The sequence below is a fragment of the Fluviispira sanaruensis genome, assembly GCF_004295685.1.
GTDB lineage: Bacteria > Bdellovibrionota_B > Oligoflexia > Silvanigrellales > Silvanigrellaceae > Silvanigrella > Silvanigrella sanaruensis.
This window is the reverse complement of sequence record NZ_AP019368.1, coordinates 1,982,398-2,000,266: the sequence shown is the minus strand read 5'-3', so window position 1 is coordinate 2,000,266 and position 17,869 is coordinate 1,982,398. Positions and strand designations below refer to the sequence as shown.

Here is a 17,869-nt window from a genome sequence, read left to right as displayed (position 1 = left end):
TATTTTTTTGTTTTTCCCTCTATCCGGTGCACACTCCTTAAATTCTCAAAATTTTTAAGTTTAAAACAACATTTTTTTCGTTTCTTCCTTGTCCTTTCAATCAAAATATTTTAGTTGGCAAAAAAATAACAATTGATCTTTTGTAAAGATGAAATCAGCGCCGTTGGTAATAAAGTCATAAAATTTGACAAAGGAATGAATGACTTGAAAATTTTTATATAAAATTAATTTTTATACTTTTGCTCGTCACTTAATTGAATTTTTTTTATGGTTAAACTTAATTTTTGTAGGTTGATTAACAGAAAATTAGTTCTCACTTTCTTCTTGTGTTTAAATGTCTTTATGGCAAATATTTAAATGTAAATAAGTCTTGTCTATCTTGGTATTTTAAAAAATACTTCATCTGAAAAAAAATATTTTTTCTAAGAAAGTGAATACATAAATGGTCTGCTTATTGAATTGACATGAAATTATTCGTATTTATTTTTTAACAAAAATGAGATCTGTTTAATAAAACAAAATATTTAAAATAATAATATATTAAAAATATATACAAATATTTTATATTATCTTTATTACCATAATTTATTTAGTTATTTTAAGGCTAATTTATTAATGTATTTTTAATATTAAATTATTTTATTAGTATAATTTTTTAATATTTTAATTTATAAAAAAATTGACAATTATTGTTACATTAAATTATATTCCTCAAATTGCGGAAATAAGTTTCTAGTATCTGCAATTTTTGATGGTTATCTAATGTTTTTGTAATGTTTAGGAGAAAAATATGACGATAAGTAAATCTTTAAAACTCACAGCTGTGAGTCTTGGACTTGCATCTATTGCAATCACAGGTTGTAAGAAAAATGATAAAAATACTTCTGGCACTGGTGGTGTGACTGATCCAACAAAAGTTATTGAAAAAGAGCAAAAAGCAAACAAAGTAAATAGCATTGTTATTTCTGCTAATAGTATACCCCTCGGTGGATGTGCTGACTATTCAGTATCTTTCTCAAACTTAGAAGGTAACAAAGCTTCCAGCAATGCTATCTCAGTAAGTTTATCCAAAGATTCTTTACAGTCCTTTTATTTGGATGATAAATTAAGCAGAATTTGTGCATATAGTAGAGATAATGAAGAAATTAAAGGAGAAAATGGTTCATACATTCATTCTTTAATTCCAGGCGCGGAAACTAAAGCCACGTTGGTTGCTTCTTATGAAAATGCATTTGCAACGAAAGAAGTTGTTGTTAGTAAAAAAGAAAGAGCAATAACCGACATTGAAATTGTCAATAAATATGATTCAATTAAAAAGACTTATATTAGAAATGCAAATTCAAAGTTTTCAAATCCAGTAAAAGTAGGAAAAGTAGATTCTTATGAAATCGCAATTGCTGCTGGCGATGAATCAGAAGAATTTTTGATTCAATATACTCCTTTTGCAAAAGAATTGAATGTTGATGAAGAAACAGCAAAATTCTATATTTATTCAGAGGCAAAAAATGTAACTTTGAATTCTGTTCCAAGCAATCACAAAGTCACTTTAAAGTCTGAAGTTAAAGACAATAAGCTTTACTTTAAGATTGCAGTGCCAAAGGATTATCCTGTTTCGAAAGATATTAAATTATCTTTACAAGTTAAAGGCAGCCAAAAAGCCATTACTTTAAATCTTGAAGTAATAAAAGGTATACCAAAAAAAGTTGAGTTGCTGAACGATCAAAGTGGTTTAAAAACAGTTCCAAATGTTCTTCAAGTCGGACAACAATTTGATGCAGATTTAAGTGTAATATATTCTAATAATGAGTCTCCAATTAATATCACTCAAGATCCTACCGAGAGAAATTTTGAAGTTAGCTCTAAAGACCGAAATAAAATAACTATTGAAACACTTAGTGCGGTTAAAAAAGCTACAAATAATAGAATTTCTTTGAAAGCAATTGCAAACACAGATTTTAATCCAGTTACTTTAGAATTTAAGGTAGAAGATACCGTAGTTGAAAAAATTTATTATGTTGGACCAAAACCTATTTTAACTAAGGCAATTTTTACTAAAAACGATCAAACTCAAAGTGCAAGCGAAATTCCTGTGGGGGGTGGTTCAGTTAATGAAAAGTTACACTGTACAGAAATTACAGGTGTTAAATACAATAATGAACAAGATGCGGCTGAGAAAAGTATTACAAATTTAAATAAATTTATTGTCACCGTAACTAATAATGATAAATTTACAATAGTAGATAGTAAATATGTTTGCGCAAAAGCGAATGCTGTTCATGGAACAAATGCTTCTACAACAGATGTAATTGTTTCATTGAAAAAGGATCCAACTCAAAATGTTAAATTCACTGTTAAAGCAATTGCACCTGTTGATGCTGGAAGTTTTTTAGCTACGAATGTCGGAGGAGTTGTTAAACCAGTTGATGTCATTCATTTAAATGTAGCGAAGACTGAAAGTGATCCAATCTATATGTTTAAAAAATTATCTGACAACAGTGTTAAGTCTGGTGGACATATAGCTGATATTAAATCACATTTAACTTTTGCTATATCTCATGCATTTAAGAAGTATTTTAAATTAGATAAAACTACAAATGTAGATTATATCACTGTTAAGTTAGATTCTTCTAAACCAGCTTTAACAGAACATGAAAATTATGTTACAGGAACAGTAACTGTTAAACCAGATACAGCGGGTGGAAAGGCAAATACGCATGGTTTTGCTGATGAAAGTCTATTAAAAGTTACTTACACTAAGTAACAACGAAATTGAAAACTTAGGATTTTGTGTCTAAGTTTTTAATAATCTTTATTTCGAAAAAAAGTCCTAAACATTCGAAGCTGAAAATAAAGACAGAACCCTCTTCTTGCGAATGAAGGGGGTTTTTGTTGGGCTTTCATCTTATTCGATTAAAAAATTTTTTTCAAAATTTTGGCAATATTTTCCAGAATGAATGTTTTTTAAATTTAAAAAAATTATCCTTTTAAATTTTTAATTATATTTTTAAAATTATCTACATTTTCATTTGATATATAAAGTATTACATAGAAAAATAATACGTTTTTTTCAGACTAACCTTCAACATAATAAGCAAGCTTTCAAATAATTCCAAAATTTCTGAGCTGTTTTTAAAGAAAAAATTTTTTAATAAACTTTAAAGAATTTATTCAATTATTAATTGAATAATATAAATTCAATCTCACTTCATATCCTTAAATTTTAAACATATTAAGTTTTCACTTAAAATAAAAATCCCCAACTTAAAAAATTCCTAAGGCGGCGAACCAGGGGTAAGAAAACTATGAGGAAAAGGGCTTGAATTGAGAATAGGTGTGTAAGGATTTGTAGCAGAAGTATTCGAAGCCAAAAAGTTTTCAGAATCCATCAAGTATGCATCGAGAAAATAATAAGTTCCTGTCGAGAGTTGCGTAAAATAAGTATAAATATTTGAAATATTTAATGGACAGGTTTGATAAGGGACTATAACAGCGCCATGACTACCTGATGAGTCTATAGTTATTTGGCATTTGACCACAAGCGAGCGATTGCTCCCCGATGTCTGGTTCGCTGGGTGAAAGTTTGTGAGTCCTGTAGAAATATCAGGGGGGTTAAACGTATAAGTGTTAATATCTGCATAGCGTGGATTGCGATTCATTGAATCACGCCGAACAGCAATAGGATAACCATCATCTAAAAAGCTATCAGTGCTTTCATTCATTGCTGTCACTGCCCCCGAACCAAACTGCATAAAATAAAACTGAGCGTTGGACGCACCTCTCGGCAGCGTGGGGCTAAAAACTTGCGTCGTTCCATCGGCAGCGACAATCCGAATGCGGAACTGACTCGTGCTGCTGTAAATCGGAATATTTATGGGCAACCTGCCACCCGAGTCGACATTGTTATAGAGTGGTGCGTTTTTACAAGGGTCGACAATTGCGCTTTGGCTTATGACATCTTCAAAGTAGGCAACGGCATTGGCAGCGGGCGTTCCCGACGAGGTTTTGATTTTAAAACCAAAGTGATCGAAATTCACTTCAGTAAAAGGATTTGGAAAATTAATATTGACCGAGCTTGACGTTTCATCGATGGAAAAAGAAGTTGTGTATTCTGTATATAAAACCGCATTCGGGCTATTGTTACTTTGTGAACACTGCTGCGCAAGAGTTTGCCCAGCAGTTAAACCGTATGCCAAATAACCAATTTGAATTGTGAGAGCAGTCGCCACAGGGAGAGAGATTGTATTTGCTCCTGCTTGTAATGCACCTGTGTAAGAAAAACCTGTGCTGCTTGTAATGGAAATGGGAATATGAATAGGTGCAAATGAAGTGTAAGTTAAACCGTTGTTTTGAAATTTAGGCAAGGCGGGGCTGCGCAGTTCGAAACCTAAATTTTGTTGTTTTAATTTGCCACAGCTTGCAACAAATGCTGTGCAGACAAAAACAATAAATATTTTAAAGTAACTAAACATATGTTTCCCATTCTTTATTTGAATTTAATTTCGATTTTTAAATTAAAATATTAAGATGGGAAAGAATTATCTGACAAGAAAATGTTGGCTGGTAATTAAAATTCTATTCGTCAATGATGTGTAGAATATAACGTTTGTTCATTTTGGCTGCACCGCAATTTAAGATCGTGCGAATGGCGTCAGCGGTACGCCCACTTTTACCAATTATTTTTCCTACATCTTCTTTTGCTACTTTGAGTTCGATTACATTTGTCTGAGCGCCGTTGATTTCGTTTATTTCGACTTTTTCTGCATTGTCTACAAGTGATTTGGCAACGTATTCGATTAATTCACGCATGGAGGCCGCTGCGGCAATGGACATGGACAACTCCCTTCCCAGTATTAACAAGTTCCACAAGAGCAAAAATACCACAAAGTATTGACTCGGTTTCTGGCGTTCGATGCTTTAGTAACCAAAAAAAAATTATATTTCAAGCAATCTATGCCGTCTCAAGTTCTCCTGCAAGCTTTACGATACCCAAGAGTGACGTAGTTTGGGGGAAAACAGTGGCTTCTGAGCAATTTGAACTTAAAAATGGAAATTTATTTGTCCTTGCTGAAGCTGCTGGAGGGGTCTACAACGGCGGGCAATTGCGCCTTATTTGTGAAGTTGCAGAAGATGTATCGGCTTTTCTTAAGGTCACGGAAGACCAACGAATTGGTTTTACAGTCCCAAAAGAAAAAGTCGCAGACATTCAAGCACGTCTTTCTAAATCTGGAATTTTAGTTAAACATTATAGAAGTTTTTCTACCCTCTCTCCTAAAGCTTGCCTCGGTGAGCTTTGTCCAAAATGTGAACAGGATGCTCTCGGCGACGCTATTGAGATTTCTCCATTTTTGAACGAAAAGTTTAAATCCACTTTTTCGACTTTAAATATTGGCATGAATGGGTGTGCAACAGCGTGTGTGGCATCTGCAACCGATGAGGTTCATATCGTGGGTGATAAAGATGGGTATAAAATATATATAGGAGGAAGAGCTTGCGAACCACCCCAAGTTGCTCAACTGGCCGTTGAGAAAGTCCCTCGCAAAAAAATTGGTTTAGCCATTGCCGATATTTTAGATGTCTACTCAAAAAACAAACAAGATGAAGAAAAAATAGTCGATGTGCTTGCAAGAATAGGTATGGAAGCTTTTGCCAGTGTCCTAACGAAGCATGTCGGTGGAGAAGCTGAAGCGTCTGCAGGTGAGGGCGAAATGCCAGCGGAGGGAGGAGAAACTCCTCCTATTGAAGCGGTTCCTGCTGAAGGTGAAGTCTCACCAGTAGCCGATACACCAGCGGAAGGCGCAGAAGTTCCTCTCGCGGAATCCCCAGGAGGAGAAGCTCCCATAACAGATGGTGAAGCTCCTGCCGAAATGGCAAGCGAAGTCCCAACCGAAGCCGAAGCAGCTCCCGCCGATGCGCCGCCAGTTGAAGGCGAAGCTCCTGCAGCGGAAGTTCCTACAGAAATTCCTGCGGAAGGGGCAGAAACTCCTCCCGTCGAAGCAGCTCCTGCTGAAGGTGAAGCTGCAGTAGCTGAAATGCCAGAAGGTGGAGCAGAAGTTCCCCCAGCAGAAGCCCCAGGAGAAGAAGCTCCCATAGCAGATGCAGCAGCCCCTACCGAAATGGCAGGTGAAGCTCCAGCAGAAGCGCCTATGGAAGCTCCTGCAGAAGGAGAAGCGGAAATGAAAGAAGGTGATGCACCTGTAGAAATGTCAGCAGAAGGAGAAGCTCCCCCAGAGGAAGCAACTGTGGAAACCCCTGTTGAAGAAGCAAGCGCTCCTGCTGAAATGAAAGAGCTTGAAATCGTGGATGACACAGCTGAAGGTGGTGGAGATGCAGCCCCTGGTCCGGTGGATGCTCCAGCTCCAGAACCTATCGACCATGGGATGGAAGATTCTGAAAGTGCTGCTGGGAGTGAAGCAGCAGCGGCTAGTGGTGAGGACATGGGCGAAGCTGGTTTAGATGGCGGTCCATTGCCAGAGACGACCTTGCGCAACAGCCGCAAGACACGCATTCAAATTCGCGGGGCGCATTTGTCGATCACTTTGGGTGATGGTTCGGACTTTATGGTACCTTTTAAGTCCTTTGAAGAGGGACGGATAATCGAGATGGAAATAGAAGATGAGAATTTTATAATAGAAACAATAGATGGTAAACTCTGTGTCAAATCGGGCGAGTTCGAGATGCATATTCCTTTGACTCACGGGACGACTTCAGAGTTTGAAGAAGATGAAGTGGCTGCCACCGCCGCTTAATGCGCTTGAGTTTATCAACCTCTGCGCAAATAACGGGCAGCAGGTCATTACACTCTTCAGTCATAATTAATTTTTTTGGAAAATTTTTATCGTACCAAACAATTTTAATTTTTGTTTTCTGCAGATAATCCTCATTGCTTAACATACCAAAGTGCTCCCAATAAAAAACTTTCTTACCAATGAAAATAGTAAAATCGGGAAAATAAGTTTTTCCTTCGGCGGACAAGGGGATCTCATACCTAAAATCAATTTTGTGTTCAAAAAGTTTTTCTGCAATAAACACTTCACTTTTACTTCTGACTTTCAATCCAAATGAGGTCAATATCTGCGGTGAACCAAATGAGGAATTTAATTTTGTTTGAGGCACAGGAACGGGTGAGGTTTGTGCATGCTCTTCTTTGTTTTTTTTCCAAGTGAAAATAGATTTTATATTAAATAAAAACATCTCTAAATTCAGCTTGAGCCAAGAGAGAATGTACTGGAAAAGCCAAAGATATATTAAAAAAAGAGAGTATTTTAATAGATGTAATTCATTTTTCTGATAGATTAAATAAACAAAGATGAGATAGAAATTAGCAATTAACAGCAGAAACTTTATTCTTTTGCCCGAGCCTTTAAAGAAAAATAAAACATAAAAAATAAATGTGCAAAAAGAACCGAAAGCAAACTTTATAATCAACACTTGATGTGCATGATAAATATTTTGAAGAGTCTGAGGTAACATCCTTGTTTCCTAACAGTTCTAATCACATTATATTAAAAAAGGGATTTATTGATCCCTTATTCCTGTCTCACTCAGAGCAGTTTATCCTTTTTTGTAATATTTTACCCACAATAGATTATTTCTTTTTGTAAGGTCTTACTAAAAGCAGTCCCCCTACACAACAAAGAATGACCGCAGCAAACACATCGTGTGGCCAATGAGCAAATGAGTATATTCTGCTAAAACCCACAAAAGCTGCTAGAGGCACAGCAATCACTGCATACTTAATTCCGTAGCGAATAGCTAAAAACACCGCACCCGAAAAGGCACCTGCTGTGTGTCCACTTGGAAAACTCATGCGTCCACCGCGCGGACGTACGTCGTCAATTCCGACAAGATTGCTTAAGCCTAGCTTAAATGCCCAAGTGACTCCAACTACAAAAAAGAGAATTTTAATCATCTGCACAGCTCCTTCCTTATCCTTTTTCCATAGGACAGGGACAATCGCGTACATGGGAATGGCAATTTGAAAAACAGTGCCGACAATTTCAATCCAAGAATCAAACGGTTCTTTGTAATTGAGAAAAACATTTATAAGCATGACAAGGCCAAGACACACAAAAAATGTCAAGTTTGTATTGTGTGGAGTGGACTTTTCAATGATCTTTTTCGAACGTTTAACAAGTGGAGACATAGCTTACCTTAAATTTAATTGATTGAGAACAAAGGAGCAAAACGCTTCCGGAGTAAAGCCAAAATGCTTTGCCAAAACAGAAGCAGGTGCAGAATTACCGAAAGTTTTCAAACTGAAAATAGCCCCATTTCTTCCAACAATCTCTCCCCAACTTTGTGGAGAACCTGCTTCAATTGCGTAAATCGGAATTTCTTTAGGAACAAGTTTATTTAAAGTCAGAGGATTTTCAACCAAAACTTGTGGACATTGAGAACTGACAACTCGGGCTGACAGTTTTACTTTCTCGCCCGCAATGTTTTCTACAGTTTTACTTTCTAACAATAGACTTGCAGTTAAGGCAATAGAAACCTCAGAACCTGAAGCAATTAAAACAATTTTAAGTGTATTTTCTTCTGCGGAAAAATCCTTTAGCAAGTAAGCACCTTTGCACAAACCTTCTTTTACTTCTTCTTTACTTCTTTGCGCAGGCAAAAGTGTGTCGAGGTCTTCGAGGTCTTGGCGTGTCAGAAGCAAAACCGTGGGCTTGTTTTCACAGAGCACTGCACTTTCCCAAGCAGTATAAGTTTCAAGGGTATCCGCTGGGCGGTACACGTTGAGATCAGGAATAGCGCGCAACGCTGCAGCATGTTCGATCGGTTGATGGGTAGGACCATCTTCTCCAACAGCATAACTGTCGTGGGTTAAAATAAATAAAGTGGGAATTTTCATAAGTGCTGCAAGGCGAATTGCGGGGCGCATATAGTCAGAAAAGACAGCAAAAGTTGCACAATAAGCTCGCAAACCTCCATGTAAAGTGATTCCGTTACAAATGGCAGCCATGCCATGTTCACGCACACCAAAATGGATGTTGCGACCCGAAAAGTCTTTGGCGTTGATAAAAGAAGTATTTGGGAGTGTGGTTAAGTTGCTGCCAGCGAGATCGGCAGAACCACCCACCAACCCGGGATTTTCCTGCGCAAGTTCAATCAGAGCTTTTCCGCTCGCAGTACGTGTTGCCATTTTGCCTTTAGCTTGTGCAAAACTTTCGTTGTGCATACCATTGTAACTCTCGTTTTCAAAAAGATTCTGCCAAAGTTTAGCTTTTTCGGGTTGAGCTTTTTCCCAGTGGATTTTAACTCCGTCGAAGAGTTCAGACCATTTTTTTGCTTTTTGCCCACAGATATTAGCTAATTTATATGCGGATTCTAAACAGGCATTGGGCACATAAAATGGCTCGGTATTTGTTACGCCCAAATGCTTTTTGGCATCGATCACGTCTTCCGCACTCATAGGATTGCCGTGAATTTTGGGTTTGCCTTCCCACTTAGGAGAACCTTTACCTGGGATTCCCTTGCAGATAATTAAGGTTGGTCCCGATTCGCCGTTGGGCATGGAGGCAAAGTTCTGAGCTTTGTCCATAGCTTTTGCGAGCGAAATAAAATCGTTGCCATCGGCTTCTAAAATATTCCAACCATAAGCCTCGTAACGTTTGCCGACATTTTCGCTAAAGGCAATGTCGATGGTGCCATCAATTGTAATATTATTTGCGTCATAGAGGACGATCAGGCGATTGAGTTTTAAGTGACCCGCAAGGCTGCAAGCCTCAGCACTCACGCCTTCCATCAAACACCCATCGCCTGCGATTACGTATGTTTTGTGATCTATAACCGAATGATTTGAATCATTAAAACGTGCTGCGAGCATCCTCTCTGCGAGAGCCATACCCACTGCGTTCGAGATCCCTTGCCCCAAAGGGCCTGTGGTGCACTCAACGCCTGCAGTGTGGCCAAACTCGGGATGGCCTGGTGTTTTGCTACCTAATTGGCGAAAATTCGCAATGTCTTCTCTGCTGAGATCGTATTGCGCAAGATGCAAAAGCGCATACTGAAGCATGCTGCCATGGCCAGCAGATAAGACAAAACGATCGCGATCAATCCATTGCGGTTGTTTAGCACTGTGATTCATCACAGCAAAATAAAGAAAAGTTCCTAATTCGGCTCCGCCTAAAGGCAAACCAACATGCCCGGATTTTGCTTTTAAAACGGCATCCATGCCGAGAAGTCTAACTGCGAGTGCAGTATTTTCTAAGTCATTTTTGTGCTCTGAAACAAACTGAGTAAACATAGGCGCCGTCTCCCGCTTGAGGTGATGATTCTTAAAACGCCCCAAACCTACATTTAGAAAGCTTATTTTTCAACATTTCACGGCATTTTTTTCACAAAATGCTTATAAACTGTAGGAAATTTAATTTGAAATTGAGTTTTTTTGTTGCATAGATTTAAAGATAGTTTCTTGTACATCATTGGCAATAGCGGTGGAAAAGGCTTTCACTGCATTGTCGACAGCCTCTTGATAGCGCAGTGCATGCAAGTCAGGTGTCTGCTGCATATAATTGAGAGTTCTACCATCAGTGTCACCAATTTCGTTGAAAACTGTTGGTGAGATATTGCTGGCAGAATAACGCTTTACCCACATTATATTGCCTGTGTTGAGATCGATGGCTTTGACGTCGACCACAAGTGAGAGCTGTTCTGAGGAGGGAGAAACTGTTGGCTTGTTAAAGTCATAGGGGGTATTGGTTGTGGGATTGAGACTTTCTGGGTGAATTTTTGCGCAGGAATAGGCGCCGCTCGCCACGTTTGGCGTAGAGGGGTTTTTGCAGGAATCTACAGCTGTGATGCTCTGTTTGCGATCGAGAATATTCACTTGTAGGGCCCAGCGGGCATCTTCGAGTTTGCTAAAAACGAAATCTGTCCGTTCAGACAGTTTGCTGCGAATGGCATATGACAAACGAGAGGAATTGCCGCCATAAATAGAAAAGTCATTGGCGGCAGGAATATAAACCTTCGTATATTCTTCTGGAACATGGTTGTGCATATTGGCAAAACCAACCACACAGCCATTTAATGCAAAAGCTAAAAATAGGATAAAGATTATGTGCATGAGATACTCTACAGCCACATTCTGCTAAATGATTCTAATTTAGCTTAATAATTTAGAAAGCTCGCCGCTTTTATAAAGTTTATTGGTATCGTCGAAACCGCCTATAAATTTATCACCGATAAAGATCATAGGAACTGTACGCCAGCCATTATTTTCTTTTGAGAGCTTTGTTCTTAAATCGGGATCGTTGTCCAAATTGATTTCTTCGTAATTTACGCTTAAGCTTTTAAATAAACTTTTAGCAGCATTGCAATATGGGCAAACAGTTGTGGTATAAATTTTAACGACAGGCAAATTAAGACCCCTTATTTCTTGTAGTTCGAGGAGAGTCGTAAAAAGACTCTCTATAATGGTTATATTTATACATAACACTTAAGAATTGTCACGTATTTCTATTTTGAGTGTGCATGTGTTTTTAGTTAAGTTATGACTTGAGTATTTCATATGCCCTTGTATTATCACTCGTTATGGCATGCCTGCGTGGTGTGTTGAATTATTTTTTTGTGCTCGAGAGGTTTCAAATCATGCATGTAATCTGGAAAAGACCTGACGGTTTTCAAAATGCTTTGCCCGATGATTTCAGGAGAATTGCTTTAAGTAACGGTGCACATTTGTGGCTCCATCGCCATGAACTCGATTGGTATCCGTTTCAAGTCAGTGGAGATTGGGAAGGTCAAGATCAAACAAAAAGATTAAATCGCCTTGTAAATATGCTCGATTCACCAAAGACCTCTTGGAAGTCTTATTTAGAGCATATGTCCGATGACGATCTCGATATAAAAGAAGGACATTCTATCAAAGATGTCACTCGATCCATTATTGCTTGGATAGAAAACTTAGAGCGATATGCCAAGGGTCACACATGGGAAATTGAAATAGTTCGCTGTGCACTGCATGATGTTCTGCAAATTTTAAAATCATTTAATTGATAAATGCTATAAATTTTAGAGTCATTTAATTGATTTAAAAGTTGATTTCATTTTTGCTTTTTTCATAAACCTCTTGAAGAATTTCTTTGTTTTTCATTGTTCCTTTAATCAAGACTATTTTTGTATTGTCATAAGGTGACAAATAAAAACTTTCAAAATATTCTATGTTCATTACCGTTTCTATTTTCTTTTCATTATAATGACTCAAACTTCCGAGCACAATAAATTTACAACCGGCTAATTGAGCCAGATCATCTCGCCAAGTGTAAAATGAAGAACTAGTGAAATCGAAATTATATATTTTGGGTTGATCGGTAAAATGAAAAGCCATCTGTGCAGTCCAGTACCATCTGAGTGATGCTATTTTGTAACCATTTGCACAGGAATCGATTTGTGTTTGTGTAGAATAAGTTTGGGTTTTGAGTTTAATATTGAGCTGATTTTTCAGCTCTGCTTGCATGTCTTGCCATAAAAATGCCTGAGTCAAAGGATCAGCATTACCAGTAAAATAAACAAATGATTTTATGAGAAGATTGTTAAATTCTTTTATGCTGAGTGCTGTTGGCAGGACAGTGGACATAAAAAGTGAGATAGAAATATATATTTTCCACCGGCGGGCATTAGACCCCGTAAACGGCTGCCAATTGAGGGCAACAGCTGGAATAAGCAGATAAAATCCGGGCATTGTCCAGTGAGGCAGGGTATCTTTGCCAAGAGCAGAATAAGATATTATGCCGATTAAAATAAAAAACGGTAGTATGCTGATAAGATAAATTGATTTGGTTTGCGTGTGTTCCTTACGAATTTTAATTATAAAAGCGAAAAAAAGAACAAAAAACCAAGGTAACAAGTAAATAATAATACCTATTAAGTAGCGCAAGAAACTTTTATAACTAAATGAGAAATCAGCAAACCCGTGTTGGCTTTGAAAATGAAATGAAGCAAAATTATTTTGATAATTCCAGATAAAAACTGGGCTTGCCACAAAGATGGAAACAAGAATTGCAACGCTCCAAAAGCTAAAGTCAAAAGTTTTATTTATTTTAAATTTTACATAGGCAGCCGCTAGAAAAAAACCAACTGCAATAGGCAGAGCATGGTATTTGGATAAAGCCGAAATTCCTAAAAAGAGACCAAATAAAAATGCATATTTGAGTGGGAATTTATTTTTATTTTTATTTTCTTTACTGTTAAATGCACTTAATAAAAAATAAAGAGCACCTGAAATACCTAATAATAAAGAAGCGTCGGGTAAAAGAAGAATTCCTTCCAAGTTAAAAGCAGGAATAAGTTGTGATAAAATTAGTATGGAAAGTGCAGCTTCATTGCTAAATTTCTTCGCGGTTAATTCGGCATATTTTTGCCCAGATAATACTAAAAATAAGGTTGAAAAAACATGAATAAGAGGTAATAGAAAGCGCGCACCCAATGCCCCTGAAAAGAGCAGTGATCCGAGATAGGAAATCCAAGCAACGAAAGGAGGAGCATCGAGATAACTCAGCTGTAAGTTACGCGACCAATCCCAATAATAAACCTCATCATTGCTCATAGGGAAAAACGCAATCCAAAAAAGTCTTAAGCAAAAGAAAATAAGGATTGAGCTGATAAACCATTTGCTTCTAAACTGGAATTCTTGTTCTAAGTTTATATTAAAGAAAAAGTCTTTTGCAGGGAGTCGCATAATTATGATTGTAACCTTAGTTTATTTGTTTGTGGATTTTTTTAAAATCCAATAAAGTTATCCTACAAAATAAGATCTGCAGGGGTAAAGTTTTTTATTCTCTCCTATCATATTTGTAAATTGCTAAATTTAAAATCTTCGGAGAATTGGCACATGCTTGATTTGGGCTATGCCTAAAAATATGTCATTTGTAAATGGAGGTGCATGTGAGTTTTTTTTATATCGGTGTTTTTGGAATGCTTGGAGTTTATTGTCGCTATTTTTCAGGATTTTTAATAAATAAAATATTTTCATCGCCTTTTCCCATGAGTACATTTTTAATCAATGTGAGTGGTTCCTTTTTAATCGGCTTTTTCTATGTATTATCAGTGGAAAAACTTCATATTTCCCATGAATTACGCTTGGGTATTATGGTTGGATTCTTAGGGGGATTTACAACTTTTTCCTCATATACCTTAGAAGCAGTCAAGTTGTTGGAAGAGGGGAAATTAATGTATGCATTTTCCTATCTTTTTTTAAGTCCTTTTGTCGGTGTTATTCTTACTTTTCTAGGAATAATAATTGCAAGAAAATTAATTATTTTAAATTAACAAGTGCTTTAAAAAAATTTTCACTAGAATTCTTTAAAAAAAAATTTTTGTGCTAATATGAACATCATTTTTGTAACAAGCACAAAGAGAAGAGTTCTATGAAAAAATATTGGATTTTAATCATAGCTATGCTTATGAACGTAAATCATTTTAATGTATTTTCACAAAGTATCAATTCCGAAAAAGAAAAGAATGCTAATGAAATCATTCTCAAAGGCCAGGTGCGCCCGCTCGGTAATTTATCGCCGATTGAAAATGCTCTTATTATAAATACAGATAATAAATTGAATTTTGTCCGAACAGATAAAAAAGGGATGTTTTCTATTAAAGTTCCAATGAATTGTAAAGGACTTCTTATTCGTGCAGAAAATTTTCAAGATTTGCAAATTCCTATTGAAAATGGACAATTAAAAATGTCTTCTCCATTTATGCTAGAACCATCAGCAGAATATGGTGGAACTGGAATTATTCGTGCGCGACGAAAAAATGAAATTTCACAAAATACGTTCGAGCAAGAAGAAATGGCGAATGTCGCAGGCACTGGCGGCGATGCAGTAAAAGCATTGCAAACCCTGCCATCCGTTTTGCCTGCGAACCCGGGCAGTGCCGATCTCGTTGTGCGGGGGGGGGCGCCTGGGGACAACGCCTATTATTATGATGATTTATTGTTACCTTTTGTCTTCCATTTTGGGGGTGTGCAAACCATAGTTCCGACCCGTATGATTGAAACGATGGACTTTTATCCTGGGGCATTCAGCGCTTTTTATTCGGATTCCATTGGAGGGGTGATTCAATTGCGTAGCTTTGGCAGCGTGCCAAGCAGACTCTCTGCCGAAATAGAAGTGGGTTTGTTCCAAAGCGGGATTTTCTTAGAAGGAAATATGTTTGGCAACGAAGAGAATAATAAAGATGCAAAACAGGGAAATATTTTTTCAGAAAGGAAAGTCGCACAAAATGATCAAGGTAACGGAAGTGATAATAAAGCAGGGCAAAGTAATACAGGTGAAAACAAAAATGCCATAAATAAAGCCAGCGACAATCCGAACGATGCCATCGGCTATCGCTTAGGATTTCGCAGAACTTATTTGGAGTTATATAAACCTCTTATAGAAAAATTAGCAAATAATACAAATTTCGTAGCAATCCCTCAAGCGACGGATTACCAGCTGATCTTAAATGGCAATCACACTCGGGGAACTTGGCAATTGTATTTATTGGGAGCAGATGATTCTGCTTCACTAGCTGCGCCCGTAGGAAATAGCACATCAGCAACAGGCCAAAACAGTTTTAAATTTAAAAATTATATGGAAACGACTGGCTTAAGATACAGTTTCAATTTGGGCAATGGCTTGGGTTTTCGCTTCACAGCACAGCAACGTTATTTTGTCTTAAATCAATCTATTTTTGGCAATAAAATCGACATTGCAAGTCATTATTATGCCCTCGGTTTTATTTTAGAAAAGAAAGTAAATGACAGCTTTTCTTTTTCCGTCGGCGTGCGGCCCAAATTTCAAAACTATGAAGTGACTATAGATGCCATTCAGCTACCTGGTGGGGGTATAACAACATCATTTGACACAGAATTGGCACCCACTGTGCAAAAGACTTTGCAATTAGATAGTTTTTTTGGTGATGCATTTGTTGATATCACCTTCTCTCCTTTTAAAAAGTTTATCATAAATCCAGGCTTAAATATGCTTGTTGGTTCGCAGAAAAATGAATTTGCCATCGATCCACGCATTGGGGTGCGCTATGAGTTTATGGAAGGACACACACTCAAAGCAGGGGGAGGCTATTATAGCCAATACCCACAACCCCAATTTATTGCAGAAGGTTATGGCAATACAAATCTTTCCCTCGAACGCAGCACACAATATGTTCTCGGCTATGAAGCTAAATTTTGGAAAGATTACTTTTTGGATGTGCAAGGATGGGTGAAATCGAGCAATTCTTTGGTTGGCCCTGCTGTTATGAATGCGGCCAATAAATATGAAAATAGTATAGAATTGAGGGCTCAAGGCTTGGAATTCTTTCTTAAGAAAAAAGCCTCTAGCTTTTGGTATGGTTGGTTGAGTTATGGTTTGAGTCAAGCCAAGGAAAGAGATCCAGGCAGCGGTGCATGGCGGTATACGAATTATGACAGAACCCATTCTATCAATGTCGTCTATGGACAAAAAATAACCAGCCGCTGGAATGCAGGAGCCCGCGCTCAGTTTATGACGGGCACACCTTATTCAACTGTCGCAGGCGGGACTTACAATCAAAATACGGGAAAATATTCACCGGCGAGCGATGGTAATACCTATTTAATCAGCAAAAATGATGCACGTTTACCTTATACTTTTCAAGTGGACTTCAGAACTGAATATGATTTTCTTTTTCCGGATTGGACACTGACATCGTATCTGGATATTTTAAATATATTCAATCGTAGCAACGTGTCTTTTAATGGATACAATCGAGATTATTCGAAACAAGTTTATATAACAGGATTGCCTATTCTGCCATCCGTTGGTGTGATTGCTAAGTTTTAAAAAGAATTTTTATTGCACTTTATAAAGCGTACTTTTTGTCATTGAGGTTCATAAAATGAAAAGAATTTTTTCCCTATTTATTCTCTTAATTTTCTTTATTAGCTGTAAGAAACCCGACTCAACTTATTACACTATAAATCAAGTGCGGGTGGTTGCAGCACTTTTTCAAACTTCTGCTCTTGTAACGGGAACTACTATAAATGGAACGAGTACTCAGCAATTTCCTATGCGACCAAATGAAACATGCACGGGTGCACCTGAATTCAATATCGTGGTGATTTCTCCAACGAGTGAAATTCCCACTTTAACTATAAATAGTTTAAAAGTAGCTGGAATAGGTTATTATTATTTAGCTAAAGGGGGAGGTGGGCGCGGTTTGCCAAACGGTACGAAAGGCACAAGTTTACCACTCACAACCTTCTTTTCTTCAGCAACACCAGCTACAACCACAATTATGACATCACCTTTTCGCTTGACCGTTTTCACTTTTACAGCGGCATGTGTGAATTTTAATAACGCAAACTTAACGACAAATCTTGAAACTGTTAATGACATTCCTGCATTTATGATAAATTATTCAGTTACTTCTGGTGTGAGCACGGATCAAGGTTTTTATACATTTTACTATTTACCATTAAAAACAGATTCATGGTGGTCTTCAGCAGCTGTAACTTCTTCTGTGAGTTCTAAAATTTCTTCAATTACATCAGGCCTCGCAGTGACCAACAGTCCAAGCCAATTTGGCACGCTCTCGCCAATAGCAAGCAGCACCATCAATGCAAACTCGGGCAATGCAATCTCTGCGCCTGTAACAATCCCAAATGTTCCAACAGGGCGTGACGCAAATAGTTCACTTTTTCAAGCGTCCACCCGCATTCAGTGGTATGTGACCAGTGGTTCTCTCGATCTCGATACCGCAGCCATCACAACTTGGAATCCAGAAACCACAGCTGGAACTTCTGTGGGTGGACTCGTTGTTGTAAGAGATTTGTTGGGTGGTGTTGATTTTAAAATTTTTGGCCCCTTTACAACCCAGTAAAAGTTTTCATATGACTCTTTGGTGTTACTTA

The 17,869-nt window shown here is 37.5% G+C and carries 14 protein-coding genes; 6 read left to right on the top strand and 8 right to left on the bottom strand.

Annotated elements, in window-relative coordinates:
* The first annotated feature begins 790 nt into the window (after window positions 1–790).
* Complete coding sequence (locus tag EZS29_RS08400) at window positions 791–2,761, top strand: hypothetical protein (RefSeq protein WP_130608803.1); 1,971 nt, start codon at window positions 791–793, stop codon at window positions 2,759–2,761.
* Window positions 2,762–3,272: 511 nt separating this feature from the next.
* Here EZS29_RS08400 and EZS29_RS08395 read toward each other — a convergent pair.
* Together EZS29_RS08395 and EZS29_RS08390 are read right to left on the bottom strand one after the other, a co-directional pair.
* The gene (locus tag EZS29_RS08395) at window positions 3,273–4,469 is read right to left on the bottom strand and encodes a hypothetical protein (RefSeq protein WP_130608800.1); all 1,197 of its coding nucleotides are present in this window, start codon (window positions 4,467–4,469) and stop codon (window positions 3,273–3,275) included.
* A gap of 103 nt (window positions 4,470–4,572) precedes the next feature.
* Window positions 4,573–4,806: a KH domain-containing protein gene (locus EZS29_RS08390; protein ID WP_130612833.1), complete on the bottom strand. Its 234-nt coding sequence runs from the start codon at window positions 4,804–4,806 to the stop codon at window positions 4,573–4,575.
* 209 nt (window positions 4,807–5,015) lie between these two features.
* Here EZS29_RS08390 and EZS29_RS08385 point away from each other — a divergent pair, with 209 nt between their 5' ends.
* Window positions 5,016–6,746, top strand: a complete 1,731-nt coding sequence (locus EZS29_RS08385) for a hypothetical protein (RefSeq protein ID WP_130608797.1) — start codon at window positions 5,016–5,018, stop codon at window positions 6,744–6,746.
* Here EZS29_RS08385 and EZS29_RS08380 read toward each other — a convergent pair.
* The 5 genes from EZS29_RS08380 to grxC form a co-directional block, all read right to left on the bottom strand.
* Window positions 6,655–7,191, bottom strand: a complete 537-nt coding sequence (locus EZS29_RS08380) for a hypothetical protein (RefSeq protein ID WP_130608794.1) — start codon at window positions 7,189–7,191, stop codon at window positions 6,655–6,657. The two genes, EZS29_RS08385 and EZS29_RS08380, sit on opposite strands and share 92 nt — an antisense overlap.
* A 394-nt stretch (window positions 7,192–7,585) precedes the next feature.
* A complete protein-coding gene (locus EZS29_RS08375; protein WP_130608791.1) occupies window positions 7,586–8,143 on the bottom strand; it encodes a phosphatase PAP2 family protein in 558 nt (185 codons plus the stop codon).
* 3 nt (window positions 8,144–8,146) lie between these two features.
* Window positions 8,147–10,246, bottom strand: a complete 2,100-nt coding sequence (gene tkt, locus EZS29_RS08370; RefSeq protein ID WP_130608788.1) for a transketolase — start codon at window positions 10,244–10,246, stop codon at window positions 8,147–8,149.
* 120 nt (window positions 10,247–10,366) lie between these two features.
* Complete coding sequence (locus tag EZS29_RS08365) at window positions 10,367–11,065, bottom strand: hypothetical protein (protein WP_130608785.1); 699 nt, start codon at window positions 11,063–11,065, stop codon at window positions 10,367–10,369.
* 39 nt (window positions 11,066–11,104) lie between these two features.
* Window positions 11,105–11,359: a glutaredoxin 3 gene (gene grxC / locus EZS29_RS08360; RefSeq protein ID WP_130608782.1), complete on the bottom strand. Its 255-nt coding sequence runs from the start codon at window positions 11,357–11,359 to the stop codon at window positions 11,105–11,107.
* Window positions 11,360–11,589: 230 nt separating this feature from the next.
* Between grxC and EZS29_RS08355 the strand changes: the two genes are divergently transcribed.
* Window positions 11,590–11,994: a hypothetical protein gene (locus tag EZS29_RS08355; protein ID WP_130608779.1), complete on the top strand. Its 405-nt coding sequence runs from the start codon at window positions 11,590–11,592 to the stop codon at window positions 11,992–11,994.
* 34 nt (window positions 11,995–12,028) lie between these two features.
* On the opposite strand, the gene EZS29_RS08350 is transcribed toward EZS29_RS08355, so the two are convergent.
* Window positions 12,029–13,543: an ArnT family glycosyltransferase gene (locus tag EZS29_RS08350; protein WP_172603854.1), complete on the bottom strand. Its 1,515-nt coding sequence runs from the start codon at window positions 13,541–13,543 to the stop codon at window positions 12,029–12,031.
* A 338-nt stretch (window positions 13,544–13,881) separates the two neighbouring features.
* Here EZS29_RS08350 and crcB point away from each other — a divergent pair, with 338 nt between their 5' ends.
* The 3 genes from crcB to EZS29_RS08335 all read left to right on the top strand — a co-directional run bounded on the left by crcB (window position 13,882) and on the right by EZS29_RS08335 (window position 17,838).
* Window positions 13,882–14,265: a fluoride efflux transporter CrcB gene (gene crcB, locus EZS29_RS08345; protein WP_172603853.1), complete on the top strand. Its 384-nt coding sequence runs from the start codon at window positions 13,882–13,884 to the stop codon at window positions 14,263–14,265.
* Window positions 14,266–14,363: 98 nt separating this feature from the next.
* Entirely contained in the window at window positions 14,364–16,799 is a 2,436-nt protein-coding gene (locus EZS29_RS08340) for a TonB-dependent receptor (protein WP_130608768.1), read from the top strand.
* 55 nt (window positions 16,800–16,854) lie between these two features.
* Window positions 16,855–17,838, top strand: a complete 984-nt coding sequence (locus EZS29_RS08335) for a hypothetical protein (RefSeq protein ID WP_130608765.1) — start codon at window positions 16,855–16,857, stop codon at window positions 17,836–17,838.
* Window positions 17,839–17,869: the final 31 nt, after the last annotated feature.